Source organism: Brevundimonas nasdae, from assembly GCF_016654005.1.
GTDB classification, from domain to species: domain Bacteria; phylum Pseudomonadota; class Alphaproteobacteria; order Caulobacterales; family Caulobacteraceae; genus Brevundimonas; species Brevundimonas nasdae.
On record NZ_JAEPWN010000008.1, the window covers coordinates 121,390 to 136,732 of the forward strand.

Annotated in this window: 16 protein-coding genes; 8 read left to right on the forward strand and 8 right to left on the reverse strand. The window is 65.5% G+C overall.

The features are described 5' to 3' along the window. Nucleotides 1–9 precede the first annotated feature (9 nt). Nucleotides 10–636 carry a Yip1 family protein gene (locus JKF87_RS12860; RefSeq protein ID WP_201100291.1) on the forward strand — a complete coding sequence of 209 codons (627 nt, stop codon included), beginning with the start codon at nt 10–12 and terminating at the stop codon, nt 634–636. On the opposite strand, the gene alr is transcribed toward JKF87_RS12860, so the two are convergent. Together alr and JKF87_RS12870 are read right to left on the reverse strand one after the other, a co-directional pair. Then, complete coding sequence (alr, locus tag JKF87_RS12865) at nt 630–1,667, reverse strand: alanine racemase (RefSeq protein ID WP_201100292.1); 1,038 nt, start codon at nt 1,665–1,667, stop codon at nt 630–632. The two genes, JKF87_RS12860 and alr, sit on opposite strands and share 7 nt — an antisense overlap. A 39-nt stretch (nt 1,668–1,706) precedes the next feature. Continuing rightward, entirely contained in the window at nt 1,707–2,261 is a 555-nt protein-coding gene (locus JKF87_RS12870; RefSeq protein WP_201100293.1) for a TetR/AcrR family transcriptional regulator, read from the reverse strand. Nucleotides 2,262–2,420: 159 nt separating this feature from the next. Between JKF87_RS12870 and JKF87_RS12875 the strand changes: the two genes are divergently transcribed. Continuing rightward, nucleotides 2,421–3,158, forward strand: a complete 738-nt coding sequence (locus tag JKF87_RS12875; protein ID WP_201100294.1) for an SDR family NAD(P)-dependent oxidoreductase — start codon at nt 2,421–2,423, stop codon at nt 3,156–3,158. Nucleotides 3,159–3,233: 75 nt separating this feature from the next. Beyond that, nucleotides 3,234–3,656 carry an organic hydroperoxide resistance protein gene (locus JKF87_RS12880; protein WP_201100295.1) on the forward strand — a complete coding sequence of 141 codons (423 nt, stop codon included), beginning with the start codon at nt 3,234–3,236 and terminating at the stop codon, nt 3,654–3,656. A gap of 27 nt (nt 3,657–3,683) precedes the next feature. Here the strand turns inward: JKF87_RS12880 and JKF87_RS12885 are convergent, their stop codons facing one another. The 5 genes from JKF87_RS12885 to rpsF form a co-directional block, all read right to left on the reverse strand. Then, nucleotides 3,684–5,174 (reverse strand): replicative DNA helicase, encoded by a 1,491-nt coding sequence (locus JKF87_RS12885; RefSeq protein ID WP_201100296.1) that lies wholly within the window; start codon nt 5,172–5,174, stop codon nt 3,684–3,686. A 192-nt stretch (nt 5,175–5,366) separates the two neighbouring features. Continuing rightward, entirely contained in the window at nt 5,367–7,808 is a 2,442-nt protein-coding gene (locus JKF87_RS12890; protein ID WP_201100297.1) for a TonB-dependent receptor plug domain-containing protein, read from the reverse strand. Between the two features lie 365 nt (nt 7,809–8,173). Further along, entirely contained in the window at nt 8,174–8,758 is a 585-nt protein-coding gene (rplI, locus tag JKF87_RS12895) for a 50S ribosomal protein L9 (protein WP_201100298.1), read from the reverse strand. A gap of 1 nt (nt 8,759) precedes the next feature. Next, nucleotides 8,760–9,038, reverse strand: coding sequence for a 30S ribosomal protein S18 (gene rpsR / locus JKF87_RS12900; protein WP_054766014.1), 279 nt, complete (start codon nt 9,036–9,038; stop codon nt 8,760–8,762). A 12-nt stretch (nt 9,039–9,050) separates the two neighbouring features. After that, nucleotides 9,051–9,437, reverse strand: coding sequence for a 30S ribosomal protein S6 (gene rpsF, locus JKF87_RS12905; RefSeq protein ID WP_201100299.1), 387 nt, complete (start codon nt 9,435–9,437; stop codon nt 9,051–9,053). A 352-nt stretch (nt 9,438–9,789) separates the two neighbouring features. Between rpsF and JKF87_RS12910 the strand changes: the two genes are divergently transcribed. The 4 genes from JKF87_RS12910 to JKF87_RS12925 all read left to right on the forward strand — a co-directional run bounded on the left by JKF87_RS12910 (nt 9,790) and on the right by JKF87_RS12925 (nt 13,344). Continuing rightward, nucleotides 9,790–11,382 (forward strand): carboxyl transferase domain-containing protein, encoded by a 1,593-nt coding sequence (locus tag JKF87_RS12910; protein WP_201100300.1) that lies wholly within the window; start codon nt 9,790–9,792, stop codon nt 11,380–11,382. A 108-nt stretch (nt 11,383–11,490) separates the two neighbouring features. Continuing rightward, on the forward strand, nt 11,491–11,991 hold the full coding sequence (locus tag JKF87_RS12915) for a hypothetical protein (protein WP_201100301.1): 501 nt from the start codon (nt 11,491–11,493) through the stop codon (nt 11,989–11,991). A gap of 5 nt (nt 11,992–11,996) precedes the next feature. Continuing rightward, nucleotides 11,997–12,443: a hypothetical protein gene (locus JKF87_RS12920; RefSeq protein WP_201100302.1), complete on the forward strand. Its 447-nt coding sequence runs from the start codon at nt 11,997–11,999 to the stop codon at nt 12,441–12,443. Between the two features lie 4 nt (nt 12,444–12,447). Then, on the forward strand, nt 12,448–13,344 hold the full coding sequence (locus tag JKF87_RS12925) for an enoyl-CoA hydratase-related protein (protein ID WP_201100303.1): 897 nt from the start codon (nt 12,448–12,450) through the stop codon (nt 13,342–13,344). Nucleotides 13,345–13,385: 41 nt separating this feature from the next. Here JKF87_RS12925 and JKF87_RS12930 read toward each other — a convergent pair whose 3' ends face one another. After that, nucleotides 13,386–14,144: a tRNA1(Val) (adenine(37)-N6)-methyltransferase gene (locus JKF87_RS12930; protein WP_201100304.1), complete on the reverse strand. Its 759-nt coding sequence runs from the start codon at nt 14,142–14,144 to the stop codon at nt 13,386–13,388. A 165-nt stretch (nt 14,145–14,309) separates the two neighbouring features. Between JKF87_RS12930 and JKF87_RS12935 the strand changes: the two genes are divergently transcribed. Further along, nucleotides 14,310–15,284: a polyprenyl synthetase family protein gene (locus JKF87_RS12935; protein ID WP_201100305.1), complete on the forward strand. Its 975-nt coding sequence runs from the start codon at nt 14,310–14,312 to the stop codon at nt 15,282–15,284. Nucleotides 15,285–15,343: the final 59 nt, after the last annotated feature.

Sequence of the window (15,343 nt, forward strand, 5' to 3'; positions counted from 1 at the left end):
GCCACACCTATGTCCGACTCGTCGCAACCCGCCGTAAATCCGGCGCTCGTCGCCCGCGTAAAGGGCATCCTGCTTCAGCCCAAGCTGGAGTGGCAGATCATTGATCGTGAATTCGCCACGACCAAGAGCCTCTATACGGGCTATGCCATGATCCTGGCGGCGATCGCACCGATCGCCACCCTGATCGCCAGCCTGGTCTTCCTGCATCAAGGCATCGTCGGCGCCCTGATCCTGGCGATCCTGTCTTATGTGCTGGGTCTGGCCGGCGTCTTCATCCTGGGCGTCATCATCAATGCTCTGGCCTCCAGCTTCGGCGCCACGCCCAACCCGGTCCAGGCTCAGAAACTGGCTGTTTATGCCTATACGGCGGCCTGGGTCGCGGGCATCGCCAACCTGATTCCGGTTGCTGGCGGTTTGATCGCCCTGATCGGCGCGATCTACAGTCTGGTCCTGCTGTTCTTTGGCCTGCCGATCCTGATGAAGGTGCCGGAGGACAAGAAGGTTGTCTATTACGTCGTGATCTTGCTGGCCGGCATCGTGCTGGGCGTGATCCTGGGCGCCATCGTCGGCGCTGTCGCTGCAATCTTCGTGCTCTCGACGGCCAGCGTCGCGGCGCTCGGCGCCAGCGGTTACTGAGAATAGACCCGCGGCACGCGCGTGGTGATCGAGGTCAGAAGCTCATAGCTGATGGTCCCGGCCGCCGCCGCTGCCGCATCCACCGGTCTGTTCGGGCCGAATAGCTCGGCCTTGTCGCCGACCGAGACATCCAGTCCGGTCACATCGACAGCACAGACGTCCATCGAGACCCGGCCCAGCAGCGGTCGGGTCTCGTTTGCGATCCAGACCTCGCCGCGCGGGCTGTAGGACCGCATCACGCCATCGGCATAACCTGTCGCCACCGTCGCCACCCGCACAGGGCGATCGGCGATGAAGCCGCGTCCGTAGCCGACGCTTTCGCCCGCAGGCACGTCCCGCACCTGCAGAACATCCGCCAGCAGGGTCGCCACCGGGGCGATGCGTGTGTCGGGCTTGCCCTCGGGCCCGCCGCCGAACAGGGCGACGCCGGGGCGGGCGGTGTCGAACTGGAAGTCACGGCCCAGGAAACAGCCGCTGGAGTTGGCGAACGAGCGGGTCACACCCGGATAGCGCTGGACAAAAACCGCAAACAGGTCGCGCTGCTGGCGGTTCATCGGATTGGCCGGTTCGTCGGCGCAGGCCAGGTGGGTCAGAACCAGCTCCAGCCCCTCGAACATCTCGGGCGCATCTTCGGGCCGGAAGCCGATGCGGTTCATGCCGGTGTCGATCTGCAATCCGCAGGCGCCGCCGCCCGCCGCCGCCCAGGCCGCCATCTGTGCGGGCTGGTTCAGGACGGGGCGCACGTTCGCCGCCTTCAGCGCGCCCGCGATTTCCCCGTGGCAGCCGTCCAGCACATAGATGGTCGGCTCTGAGCCCAGTGACGTCCTGAGCGCCAGCCCCTCGGCGGCCCGCGCCACAAAGAAGGTCCGCGCCCCTTCGGCCATCAACCGTTTTGCACAGGGTGCGGCGCCCAGCCCGTACCCGTCCGCCTTGACCACCGGATGCACTGGCACGCCGGTGAGGGCCTCCAGCGTATGATAGTTGCGCGCCAGAGCGTTCAGATCGACGGAGAGGACAGCAGGGGTCAGCATCCGCCCGTTATGCGCCAAGTTTTCCGTGATGGAAGCGGTTTATGCCTGCGCGCTTCGGCCAAGGTGATGAAACAGGTCGTCGATGATCTGAGCAGGTTCAGGCGCGTCCGTGCGTCCCGCCGCCAGATAATGCTGAATTGATCCCAGGGTGGTCGAGCGGATCAGATAGCTGAGACGCTGTGGGTCGCCAGGGGGCAGGGCGCCGATCTGCTGATCGGCCTGTGTGGCGCGGGTGTAGATGACGTCCCAGCGGTCCATCGCCTGAAGCAAGTCTTCGCGCTCTCCATGTGGCCATTGCTGGATCAGCAGCCGAAACCGTTCGGTGTGCGTCAGCGCCCATTTGGCGAACACAAGCGTCAGGGCCTGTACGCTGAGGGGCGTTTCGGCGCGTTCGGCAGTCTGGCACATGGCCACGATCTCGCGCGCGATCAGGGCCTCCAGGATATCCTGCTTGCTGGAGAAATGGCGGTATGGCGCGTTGTGCGACACGCCGACGGCGGCGGCCACGTCGCGTAGCGTCACCGCGGTCGATCCTGCGCCATCCAGCAGAACGGCGGCCGCCGCCAACAGATCGTCAAACCGTGATGAAGCCATAGACCGCACCCTGCCGGACCATGTTGACAACGTCAACTTCGCTTCTCATGTTGACGTTGTCCACATGACGCTCGGGCTCCCCACCGCCGCCAGAAGGACGATTGTGAACCTGATTTCAGAGGCCTCGATGCGGTGCGGCCGCAGGGGCAGGAGAAGACCATGACCGGAAGACTTCAAGGCAAGGTGGCGATCGTGACGGGCGGGTCGCGCGGGCAGGGCGCCTCGCACGTTCGCGCCTTCATCAAGGAGGGCGCCAAGGTCGCCTTCACCGACGTTCGGGTCGAACTGGGCCAGGAGTTGGCCGCCGAACTGGGCGAAAACGCCCTGTTCATCCAGCATGATGTGTCGAACCCCCAGGACTGGGAGCGCGTGGTCGCCGAGACAGAGGCGGCGTTCGGTCCGGTCAGCGTGCTGGTCAACAACGCCGGCATCGTCCTGCTGAAGGAAATCGCGGACCTGACGTTCGAGGAATATTCGAAGGTCATCGCCGTGAACCAGAACAGCGTCTTTCTGGGCATGAAGACGGTGCTGCCGTCGATGCGCCGTGCGGGCGTGGGCTCCATCGTCAACGTCTCGTCGGCGGCGGTTTATCGCGGGGTAAAGGGCAACTCGGCCTACACCGCCGCCAAGATCGCCATTCACGGCCTCAGCCGCGTCGCCGCTCTGGAGTTCGCGGAAGAGAACATCCGCGTCAACACCGTCCTGCCCGGCATCATCCAGACCCCCATGGTGGACGAGCCCGATCCTGAGCGCGTCGCCGAAATCAACAGCCGCATTCCGGTCAAGCGTCTGGCGGACCCGCAGGAGGTCTCCAATATGATCGTCTATCTGGCCTCGGACGAAGCCAGCTACACCACGGCGGCGGAGATCACTGTCGATGGCGGCATAACCGCCTGACGCCCAGACCGCGCCGGACCGTTCAAAGGCGGACGGTTCGGCGCATCCTATTTGTTCCGCAGGGAGATGACGCGGATGAAGACCCTCTATTCAACCACAGTGAACGTCGTCGGCGGGCGCAATGGCACAGCGCACAGCGATGACGGGTTTCTGGATCTGAAATTGGCGCAACCCGCCGCCATCGGCGGACGCGGCAATGCGACCAACCCGGAACAACTGTTCGCGGCGGGCTATGCCGGATGTTTCGGCAGCGCGGTGATCCATGTGGCGGGGCGCAAGCACAAGGTGGCTGACGATCAGGTCGCGATCGCCGCCTCGGTCGGCCTGAACCAGCAGGATGACGGCGGCGTGGCCCTGTCCGTTGCCCTGGCGGTCACCATCACCGGCGTCGACCAACCGACCGCCGAAGCCATCGTCGAAGAGGCCCACCGCACCTGCCCCTATTCCAAGGCTGTGCGCGGCAATATTGACGTTCAGATCACCGTCACTGCGGCCTGACGAACGGACAGGGCGGCGTGCGCCGCCCTATTCGTAGCTGACTTCCTCATAGCCGTGCGCCAGGTTGCCGAAGCGGACGGTGTCGGCGTCGAAGGCCAGTTTGACGATGCCGATGGGGCCATGGCGCTGCTTGCCGATGACGACTTCGGCCTGGCCCTGCAGGCGGTCCATGTCCTGCTGCCATTGCAGGTGTTCCTCGGTGCCTTCGCGCGGTTCGGCCCGGCCCAGGTAATAGCTTTCGCGATAGACGAACATTACGCAGTCGGCGTCCTGCTCGATAGAGCCGGATTCCCGCAGGTCGGACAGTTGCGGGCGCTTGTCGTCGCGCTGTTCGACCTGACGCGACAGCTGCGACAGGGCGATGATCGGCACCGACAACTCCTTGGCCAGGGCCTTCAGACCGCCGGTGATTTCGGACACTTCCTGCACGCGGTTCTTCTGGCCGCCGCCTTCGCCTGTCGTCACCAGCTGGAGATAGTCGACGATGATCAGATCAAGCCCATGCTCCATCCGCTTCAGGCGCCGTGCGCGGGCCGACAGCTTGGAGATGGAGATGCCGCCGGTGGCGTCGATGTAGAGGGGGCTTTCGCCGATCTCGACCGCCGCATCGCGCAGCTTGCCGAAGTCCGAGGCGTCGATCTCGCCCTTGCGCAGCTTGTCCGATGACACGCCCGACGCGTCGGCCAGAATACGCATGGCCAGCTGTTCGGCGCTCATTTCCAACGAGTAGAAGGCGACGACCCCGCCGTTGACGGTCTTGCGGCCCTCGGGCGTCGGCTCCCACTGATAGGCGCGGGCCACGTTGAAGGCCATGTTGGTGGCCAGTGCGGTCTTACCCATCGACGGACGTCCCGCCAGGATCAGAAGGTCAGAGGGGTGCAGGCCGCCCAGCTTGCGGTCCAGGTCGTTCAATCCGGTGGCCAGGCCCGCCAGCTTGCCTTCACGCTGATAGGCTTCCGCCGCCATCTGCACAGCGCCGGACAGGGCGTGCGAGAAACTGACGAAGCCGGATGACGGCTTGCCCGTTTCGGCCAGCGAATACAGGGTCTGTTCGGCCTGTTCGATCTGTTCGTCGGCGGGCGTCTCGGGGTTGGGCGCCTCCTTGATGATGTCGCCGCCAATGCGGATCAGGTCGCGGCGCAGGGCCAGGTCATAGACCACGCGGGCATAGTCTGGGGCGTTGGCGGCGGGCGGCGCACGGTCCACCAGGTCGGCGAGGTAACGCAGGCCGCCGAACTCATGAAACGCCGGGTCCTGCTTGAACCGCTCCATAAGGATGGTCGGCTCGGCCAGCATGCCCTGGCGGATGTGGTCCTCGATCGCTTCGAACAGGCGCTGGTGGAAGGGTTCGTAGAAATGGCTGCCGCGCAGGCGGTCGCTGAGGCGCTCGAACACCCCGTTGTCGAACATCAGCGAACCAAGCAGGGCCTGCTCGGCCTCCAGGTTGTGGGGCATCGAGCTGACGCTGACGGAATCCGACGGGGCGGACGAATAGGGCATGGGGGCGAAGGCGTTCATTGTCTTAACGCTTTACCCCTGACGCGCGTCTGCGTCAGATGGGGACGCGGACTAGACCGTGGACAGATCGTCCCCCCTGTGGGCGAACCCAATTTTCCCAATGAAGATCAGGCGGGGCAGGCCCGTTCTTCACCAAAGAAAAAGGGCGCTCCGCAGAGCGCCCTTCGTCGTCCTGTCATCCGGTTTGTCGGATCACCACTTCACGCTCAGGCGCGCGTAGGCGTAACGGCCGTTGAAGCCGAACGGCGAGTAGTAGGGGAAGCCCAGAACCCCGTTGGACGTCAGGTCAGTGCCAGGGGCGGACGCCGCGTTGCTGATCGGCACGTAGTCCGGATATTCGTCGAACAGATTGTCCACGCCGACGGTGACGCCGATCCGGTCGGTCAGTTGATAACGGCCTTCCAGATCAATGACCGTCTTGGCGCCGGTCGAATAATCGCCGCCGGGAGTCGAACCTGCCTGCAGCACGTCGCCATAGTAGGTGGCGCGAACCGTGGCGCCGAACTTGTTCAGGCCCCAGTCCGCGGCAGCCGAGACCTTGGTGTCGGGCGTGCCGTCTTCGATGGTCAGGATGCGCTGACGGGCGAACAGGGTCGGGACCGGGTTCAGCACCGACGATGAGTTCGGCAGCTTGTTGACCTTCACATCATTGAAGTTGGCGGCGACCGTGAAGTCGAAATCACCCAGGCGTTCGGTCGGCAGGCGATAGCGGCCCACGATGTCCACGCCTTCGGTCGAGGTCGAGACGCCGTTCAGGAAGAAGCGCGCAGCCTGGATGCCCAGCGGGTCAAGCAGCCCTGCGACCTGGGGTGAGAAGCTGCGGTTGATCAGTTCCGACAAAACGATCTGGTTGTCGATGTCGATCTTGTAGGCGTCGACCGTCAGGTCGAAGCGGCCCAGACGCAGCACGCCGCCCAACGAATAGTTGGTCGAGGTTTCCGCCTTCAGCGGGCGCGCGCCCAGGGCCGACGCCACCGCGCTGGTCGCCGGGAAGGTGCCGGTTTCAACCACGGCGCCGTTCTGGATGACCGACTGGGTCGAGGTGAAATACGACTGCTGCAGCGACGGCGCGCGGAAGCCTGTCGAGATCGAGCCGCGCAGGGCGAAGCTATGGTTGAAGTCATAGCGGGCCGAGAGCTTGCCTGTCTGGGTCGTGCCGAAGTCGGAATAGTCTTCGAACCGCACGGCTCCATCGACCGTCAGCTTGTCGGTCAGCGGGATTTCCACGTCGGCGTAGGCGGCGAAGTTGTTGCGATCGACATCGACCTCATTCGAGGGTTGGAAGCCGACGAAGCCCTGGGCGCCGCCAGCAAGCCGGGTGTCAGCGCCCAGAGGGCCGCGGTTGTAGCTTTCAGCCTGGCCCGCCTTGATCTGATAGCTCTCCCAGCGTTGCTCCAGACCCCAGGCGAAATTCAGGGGACCGGCGGACAAGCCCACATCGAAGGCGCGGCTGAAGTCGGCGCCCAGCACCAGTTGGTCATAGATCAGGCTGCCGGAATCAAAGTCGGTCGGCGAGTTGGCGCCATAGGTCGAGTTCAGCGAATCCTTGGTGCGGAAGTCCAGGGCGTTGCGGCCATAGGTCAGGCTGATGTCCGCATTCCATCCAGCGACTTCACCGCGCAGGCCGCCGGCGACCGAGGCGTCCTTGGAGTTGATCGCCACCTTGGGCAGGAAGCCGTTGGGATAGATGGAGGCGACGTTGTTGATGTTGTCGGACAGGCGCGGGAAGGCGGCGCCGGTGCTGTCGCGGTCCTGGTAGCCTGCCCAGCCATAGGCCTTCCAGCCGTTGCCCAGACCCTTGCCCGCATTGGCGAACACCGTCCATTGCTCGACATCCGGGTCGCCGAAACGGGCGGTGATCCCGCCGTTGGCGGCGGCGCGCGGGTCATAGTCCGCGCGGTTGGTGCTGTCACGGTTCAGATATTCGGCTGACAGAGTCAGGAAGCCGTCGTCGCCCAGCGCAAAGCCCTGCCAGGCGGATGCGGTCACGGTGGCGCCGTCGTGTTCGTCGCGCTCGCCGCGCGCGGTCTTCACCGTGGTCAGATACTGGCCGTAGGTGACGCTGGCGCCGCCGCCGCTGGAGGCTTCCTTCAGGCGCAGGTTCACGACCCCGGCGATGGCGTCCGAACCATATTGTGCCGAGGCGCCGTCACGCAGCACTTCGACCCGGTCCAGGGCGCCTGTCGGGATGGTGTTCAGGTCGACGGCAGCCGAGCCGCGCCCGACCGTGCCGTTGACATTGACCAGGGCCGAGGCGTGACGCCGCGTGCCGTTGACCAGAACCAGAGTCTGATCCGGCGACAGGCCGCGCAGGGTGATGGGGCGCACCGAGTCCGTGCCGTCGTTGGCGGACGGGCGCTGGAAGGTCAGGGACGGGATGGCCTGGGCCAGAGCCGTCGCGAACTCGGTCGTGCCGGTCTTCTGCAGGTTCTGGGCCGTCACCACGTCGACGGGCGCCAGGGTGTCGAGGCGCGAACGGTTCGGCGCCCGGGTGCCGGTGACGACGATGTCGCTGACGGTCTCGGCGGATTGTTCAGTGGTTTGGGCGAAGGCGGGCGCTGCGGTCAGCAGGGCGATGGCCGAGGCAGTGGCGAACAGAACGGGGGAGGCGTTCCGGACAGGGGAGATGCGCATTGGAGAGATTTCCTGATGTTTTGTTATTGGCGCGTTGGGCGCACGCCGTCGCCTTTGGCGTCCGGCGTTTTGAAGGCGGCAGTTTGACGGTGCGATTGACGGCTCAGCCGCGACATCGCCTGCCGACTGCCGAGCACGCCTTGTTCGGCGGGCCGTTTAGCATGGGGGTCTCCGTCCGCGAGAAAGGGGGAGGGGGCTCGCGGTCATCGCCATATCAAGGGCGCGATCATGGCGGGGTCAATCAGGCGGGCGGCGACTTCTGCTATAGGCGGATTTAGGAAATCTAATGGATCCCGGATTTGACGCAGCAAAAAGGGCGCGTCCCTTGCGGAACGCGCCCCTCATGTCTTGCTGATCCGGTGGGATCAGGCTTCGTCGCCGAAGCCTTCTTGTTGACCGGCGCCGCCTTCGATGAGTTCCTGGGCCGATTGCTCGGCGGCCTGGCGCTCATTGTCGAACTGGCTGCGGATCACGTCTTCGCCCTTGGCTTGACGCTCAGCTTCATCGGCCGAACGGGCGATGTTGATCTTGACCACAGCGCGGACTTCGGCGTGCAGGCGAACCGGCACTTCGTGAACGCCCAGGGTCTTGATCGCCGTGTTCAGGACGACTTGCGAACGCTCGACCTTGCCGCCTTCAGCCTGGATGGCTTCGGCGACGTCGCGGCCGGCGACCGATCCGTACAGTTGGCCGGTTTCACCAGCCTGACGGATCATGACGTAGGTCTGGCCGTCGATCTTGTCGGCGACCTTCTGTGCGTCGGACTTGTTCTTCTCGTTGCGCTGCTCGATGGCGGCGCGGTCGAGTTCGAACGCCTTCAGGTTGGCGGCGGTGGCCCGGCGGGCCTTGTCGCGCGGCAGAAGGAAGTTGCGGGCGAAGCCGTCCTTGACAGTGACGACGTCGCCGATGGCGCCGAGGTTATCGACGCGTTCCAGCAGAACGACCTTCATCTTACTTCACCACGTACGGCAGGAGGGCCAGATAGCGGGCGCGCTTGATGGCCTTGGCCAGTTCACGCTGCTTCTTCTGGGAGACGGCGGTGATGCGCGAAGGCACGATCTTGCCGCGTTCGGAAACGTAACGCTGCAGCAGCTTCACGTCCTTGTAGTCGATCTTCGGCGCATTGGCGCCCGAGAACGGGCAGACCTTGCGGCGACGATAGAAGGGGCGGCGGCCGGCCGAGCCGGAGCCGGCCGGAGCGCCCGGGGTCGGGGCGGTTGTATCGGTCATGTTCCGGGTTCCTTATTCGGCGTCGGCGGCGGCGTCTTCGCGCGGCGTGCGCTCGCGCTCACGCTCGCGTTCACGCTCGCGGCGGGCCAGCAGGGGCGACAGTTCCAGGTCGAGTTCCTCGACGCGGACGGTCAGCCAACGCAGCACGTCTTCGTTGATGCCCAGTTGACGCTCGACTTCGGCCATGGCGGCCGGAGGGGCGTCGACGGCCAGCAGCGAATAGTGAGCCTTGCGGTTCTTCTTCACGCGGTACGTCAGGTTGCGCAGACCCCAGTATTCGATCTTGGCGACCGAGCCGCCACCGGCGACGATCAGATCCTTGATGGTGTCATTCAGCGCTTCGGCCTGTTGCGCCGAGATGTCCTGGCGCGTCATGACCGTGTGCTCGTAAAGAGCCATGCGGTAGTCTCCCTTGTGGGCATCGGCGCGGCAACGACCGGGTAAGTCGATCCCACGATGGCTCCTGGCGCGGCGGCGGGACCGATTGTCCAACCCTTTGGCGTTCCGCGACAGGACCGAAGCCCTGGAAAGGCGGAGCCTATAGGCGAAAAGGGGCGGGGAGGCAAGGTTGCGCCGGTCTGGCGGCGGTTCCTCACTCATAATCATGCGATCCGGCTCGAAAATGCGCGTTCACGAGCTTTGCTGCAATATATGGACGGCGCGTGGCCGTCTGCTGCGGTCATCCTGCTATTTGGGATGCGGATGAGGAAGGGCTTTTCCCGGCGGCCAGACCTGCTTACACCTTACGCCCATGCCGAAGCTGACATCCGCGGTCGATCCGCAAAGCCCGCAATACAAGTCCCTGCACGCGCATAATAGCGCCCTGGTCGCAGAACTGCGCGACCATGTGGCCAAGGCGGCGCGGGGCGGTTCCGACAAGTCGCGGGAGCGCCATGTGGCGCGTGGCAAGCTGTTGCCGCGCGACCGGGTCGAACGGCTGCTGGATCCCGGCTCGCCCTTCCTTGAGGTCGGGCAGCTTGCGGCGGGCGGCATGTATGACGGCGACGCGCCGGGCGCGGGCGTCATCGCGGGCGTGGGCCGTGTCTCGGGCCGCGAGGTGATGATCGTCGCCAACGATCCGACGGTGAAGGGCGGCGCCTATTTCCCCATGACGGTGAAGAAGCACCTGCGCGCCCAGGAGATCGCCGAGCAGAACCATCTGCCCTGCGTCTATCTGGTCGATTCCGGCGGGGCCAACCTGCCGCACCAGGCCGAGGTGTTTCCTGACCGCGACCACTTCGGACGCATCTTCTTCAATCAGGCGCGGATGAGCGCGCGGGGCATCGCCCAGATCGCCTGTGTGATGGGAAGCTGCACGGCAGGCGGGGCCTATGTCCCGGCCATGTCGGACGAGACGGTGATCGTGCGCAATCAGGGCACCATCTTCCTGGCCGGGCCGCCGCTGGTGAAGGCGGCGACCGGCGAAGTCATCTCGGCCGAGGAACTGGGCGGGGCCGAGACCCATGGCCGCAAGTCCGGCGTGGTCGATTATGTCGCCGAGAATGACGAACACGCGCTGGAAATCGTGCGCGGCATCGTCGGCCATCTGAACAGCGTCAAGACCGTGTCGCTGGACGTGCGCGAGCCGCGCGCGCCGGCGTTCGACGCCGAAGAGCTGTACGGCCTGATCCCGGACGATGTCCGCGCGCCCTATGACGTGCGCGAGGTCATCGCCCGGGTCGTGGACGGGTCGGAGTTCGAAGAGTTCAAGCCGCTGTACGGCACGACCCTGGTCTGCGGTTTCGCCCGCATCTGGGGCTATCCGGTCGCCATTCTAGCCAACAACGGCGTGCTATTTTCCGAGAGCGCCCTCAAAGGCGCGCATTTCATCGAACTGGCGTGCAAGCGCAAGATCCCGCTGGTCTTCCTGCAGAACATCTCCGGCTTCATGGTCGGCGGCAAATATGAGGCGGGCGGCATCGCCAAGGACGGCGCCAAGCTGGTGACGGCGGTGGCTTCGGCAGAAGTGCCCAAATTCACCATCCTGATCGGCGGCAGCTTCGGCGCCGGGAACTATGGCATGTGCGGACGGGCCTATTCGCCGCGCTTCCTGTTCACCTGGCCGAACAGCCGAATTTCGGTGATGGGCGGCGAGCAGGCGGCTTCGGTTCTGGCGACCGTTCACCGTGATGCCGACACCTGGACGCCGGATGAGGCCGAGGCCTTCAAGGCGCCGATCCGCCAGAAGTACGAAGACGAGGGCAATCCCTATTACGCCACCGCCCGCCTTTGGGACGACGGCGTGATCGACCCGGCCCAGACGCACGACGTGCTGGGTCTGGCCATCAGCGCCAGCCTGAATGCGCCCGTGCCCGACACCACCTTCGGCGTTTTCCGGATGTAATCGAGTGGGTTGAAATATACGCTGCTCAAAATCTGCTTGAAGAGAAGCGCTGGGCCTGAGACTGTGGCCTCTGTGATCCTGAAGATCGAACGCTGTAAGGCCTGAATCATGAAGACGACTGTCACCGCAATCGCCCTGACTTCGGTTTTGTCGTTGGCTCTGGCGGCCTGCGGTTCGCCCGCTGCGGACAAGCCTGCTGCGCCTGCGGACACCGCGCCGGTTGCTGAACAGGCGCCCCAGCAGTCCGCGTCGGCGCCGGTTTCGGCGGCGGAGGAAGAGGCCGCCATGGCTGGCCGGTCGGCGCGCGCGGTCTTCCCGGTCGGGTTCCGCGGCAACTGGGACTACAGCGACGACGGCTGCGCCAAGGATGAAAGCAGCACGCGGTTTGTCATCACCGCCAACCAGATCAAGGGCTATGAGGACACCTCCACCCTGACCGCGCTGGAAACCCTGGATGACCTGACCATCCGCGTCGTCCTGGACAACCAGTCGTCAGACGGCGACGTGACCTTGACCCAGACGCTGCGCTTATCGCCGGTGGCGGGCATCAACCTGCGGATTGAACAGAAGGGCGAGACCGTTCTGGCCCATCGTTGCGACAAGGTCTGATCCGGGTGAGGTCTATCCGCCTGGGTGCGGTCGTGTCCGTGCTGGCGCTGGCCGCCTGCGACGCGCGCCAGCCTGCGACTGCGCCGCAAGCCGTTGCGTCGGAGCCTGCAGAGGTGGTCGCGCCGTCCAAGCCCGACGCCGCCGTCGCCTTGATCCCGCAAGCGTTTCGCGGCGCATGGGCGGCCGATCTGGCGGAATGCGCGGCCGATGAAAGCACCGGCAAGATGGGCCTGACCATCGGCGCCAGGGAGATCACCTATTCCGAAACCTCTGACGCTGTGATCTCGGTCAACGAAATCGGACCTGAGCGCGTTAGGCTTACGGTCGATCATGACAATGACGGGGAAGTCCGTCGTCTTGAACGCACCCTGACGCTGTCGAACGACCGACAGACGCTCAGCTTCAACTATGGCGACGAACCCCAGGTCGTCATTCGCTGCCCGCAAGGATAAGACCATGGCCGAAACGCCCAACGAAGCCGATCTGAACGCTCTGGACGTCACTGACGCCGAGGCGGCGGAGATCAATCGCATCTCGCACCCGCTGGTGGCCGATCCCGCGCCGGATGCGAACGATGATCTGGTGCAGATCGACTCGACCGTCGACGGGGTGGTCTTCGTCACCATCAACCGCCCGCACAAGAAGAACGCCTTTGACGCCGCCGTCATCGCAGCCCTGCATGAGGCGTTCGAAACCCTGCATGGCGCCGACCGGGTGCGGGCGGTCTTCATCCGCGGCGCTGGCGGCAACTTCAGCGCGGGCGCGGACCTGAACTGGATGCGCGACGCCGCCGACTGGTCCGAGAGCGATAACCGCGACGACGCACTGGGTCTGGCGCGGATGCTGAAGGCGCTGCATGACGTGCCGGCTCTGACGGTGGCTGTGGTCGAAGGCAACGCCATGGGGGGCGGCGCGGGTATCGTCGCCGCCTGCGACATGGCCGTGGCGGTCGACGGCGCGCGCTTCGCCTTCTCCGAGGTCAAGCTGGGCCTGATTCCGGCGACCATCGCCCCTTATGTCATCGAGGCCGTCGGCGCCCGCCGCGCCCGCCAGCTGTTCCTGACCGGCAACAGCTTCGACGCCGACTATGCCGCCCATGCGGGCCTGATCGATCTGGTTCTGCCGGAAGGTTCGGTGGACGAGTTCATCTCCATGCTGACCGACAGCCTGTCTGGCAATGCGCCCGGCGCGATGGGCGACGCCAAGCGTCTGGTGAACGACATCGCGCACCACAAGCTGGACAACAGCCTGCTGGACGACACCGCCAAACGCATCGCGCGCGCACGGGTGTCGGCGGAAGGGCAGGAGGGCGTCCGCGCCTTCCTGGACAAGCGCAAGCCGAACTGGGCGTAAGGGGGGCGATCCTTCTCCCCGTTGCGGGGAGAAGGAATGCATCACCAATCCAGCGCGGCCTCTCCCCGCAGGATCGCCTCGGCTTCGGGGGTGTGTTTGCCGCCGGTGCGGTCGTGCAACACCAGCGGCGGCAGCAGACGCAAGGGCGCCCTGCCGGTCTTGATGGCGTGGACCAGCACGCGCTTGGCCGGTTCATCCGCGAAGGGATGAATGGGCCGGATGGCGAAAGACCCCGCCTTTTGACCCAGCAGGGCCAGCAGATCGGCCAGGCGGTCGGCGCGGTGGATGACCACTATGCGCCCGCCTTCTCGCACTGACTTCAGCAGGAAACCGGTCCAGGCGGCCAGACCGTCGTCGGCCATCCAGGCGCCGCGCTTGCCCTCGGCGGGGGCGCGCAACGCCCCTGCGTCATCGAAGAAAGGCGGGTTGGAGACGGCCCAGTCGAAGGGGGGCAGGTCCAACGCACGAAAGCCTGCCGCCACATCGCCCTGGCGAATCATCACGCGGTCCTGAACGCCGTTCAGGGCGGCGTTTTCCGTCGCCAGCGTCGCCATGGACGCGTCACGTTCCAGGCCCGTCAAGAATGTTTCCGTTCGTCGAGCCGCGATCTGCATCAGCACGGCGCCCGCGCCGCATCCGGCCTCGAACAGCCGTTCGCCAGCCGCCACGGACGCCGCAGCCGCCAGAAGCGCGGCGTCCATGCCTGCACGATAGCCTCGCGCCGGTTGCCGCAGGCGCACTCGTTCGTTCAGCAGCCCATTCTCGACCACCTCAGGACGTGCTGTTTCAGCGGTTTCCAAGCCTCAATCTCCTTGACCCCCAAAGGGGCGAACACCATTGTGCGCCGCATCGCGCCGGGGCAAGTCAGCCTGGTTGCAAAATCCTTCGACGCGGTCCGCCGCGCCCCTGTGAAAGAGTTTCTCTTGGACGTTGCCATCGCCGCCGCTACCCGCCCGAAGGGGGACGTGAACGCCCTCGTCCGGCTGGCCGAGGTCGATATGGCCGCTGTCGACGCCCTGATCATTGATCGGATGCAGTCTGACGTGCCGATCATCCCGCTGCTGGCTGAACATCTGGTGTCGGCGGGCGGAAAACGCCTGCGCCCGTTGCTGACGGTCGCCGCCGCCCGCGCGGCCGGGACGCAAGGAGACATCCTGTCGCCCAAGAAGCTGGCGGCTGCGGTCGAGTTCATCCACACGGCCACCCTGCTGCATGACGACATCGTCGATGCGTCGGAACTGCGTCGCGGCAAGGTCGCGGCCCACCTGATCTGGGGCGCGCCCACCAGCGTACTGGTCGGCGACTTCCTGTTCGCCCGCGCCTTTGAGCTGATGGTCGAAACGGATTCGATGCAGGCGCTGGGCATTCTGGCCTCGGCGTCGCGGGTGATCTCGGAAGGCGAAGTGCTGCAGTTGACGCGCGCCCACGACCTGAACCTGGATCAGGCCACCTATCTGCAGATCATCGCCGCCAAGACCGCCGAGCTGTTCGCCGCCGCCGCTGAGGCCGGCGCCGTCGGCGCGGGTGCGGACGCCGCCGCCGTGAAGGCTTTGCGGGACTATGGCATGGCGCTGGGCATAGCCTTCCAACTGGCCGACGACGCGCTGGATTACGGCGCGACCGCCGAGGCGCTGGGCAAGAACGCGGGCGACGACTTCAACGAGGGCAAGGCCACCCTGCCGCTGCTGCTGGCGGTGGCCCGCACCAAGGGGCGCGAGGACGCCTTCTGGGACCGCACCGTGACCAAGGGCGAACGCACGCCGGACGACTTCGCCCGCGCGCGCGAACTGGTGGTCGGCTCGGGCGCTATCAATGCGACGCTGGATCTGGCCGGCGACTATGCCGATCAGGCCAAGGCCGCTCTTTCGATCCTGCCCGACAGCGACTGGCGCAGAGCGCTGGAAGACCTGGCCGATTTCGCCGTGTCGCGCGCCGCCTGAACTGCGCCTATAGTCAAGCTGTGATCTCAACGAATACGCCTCGGGGGAGGGGCTGAAGC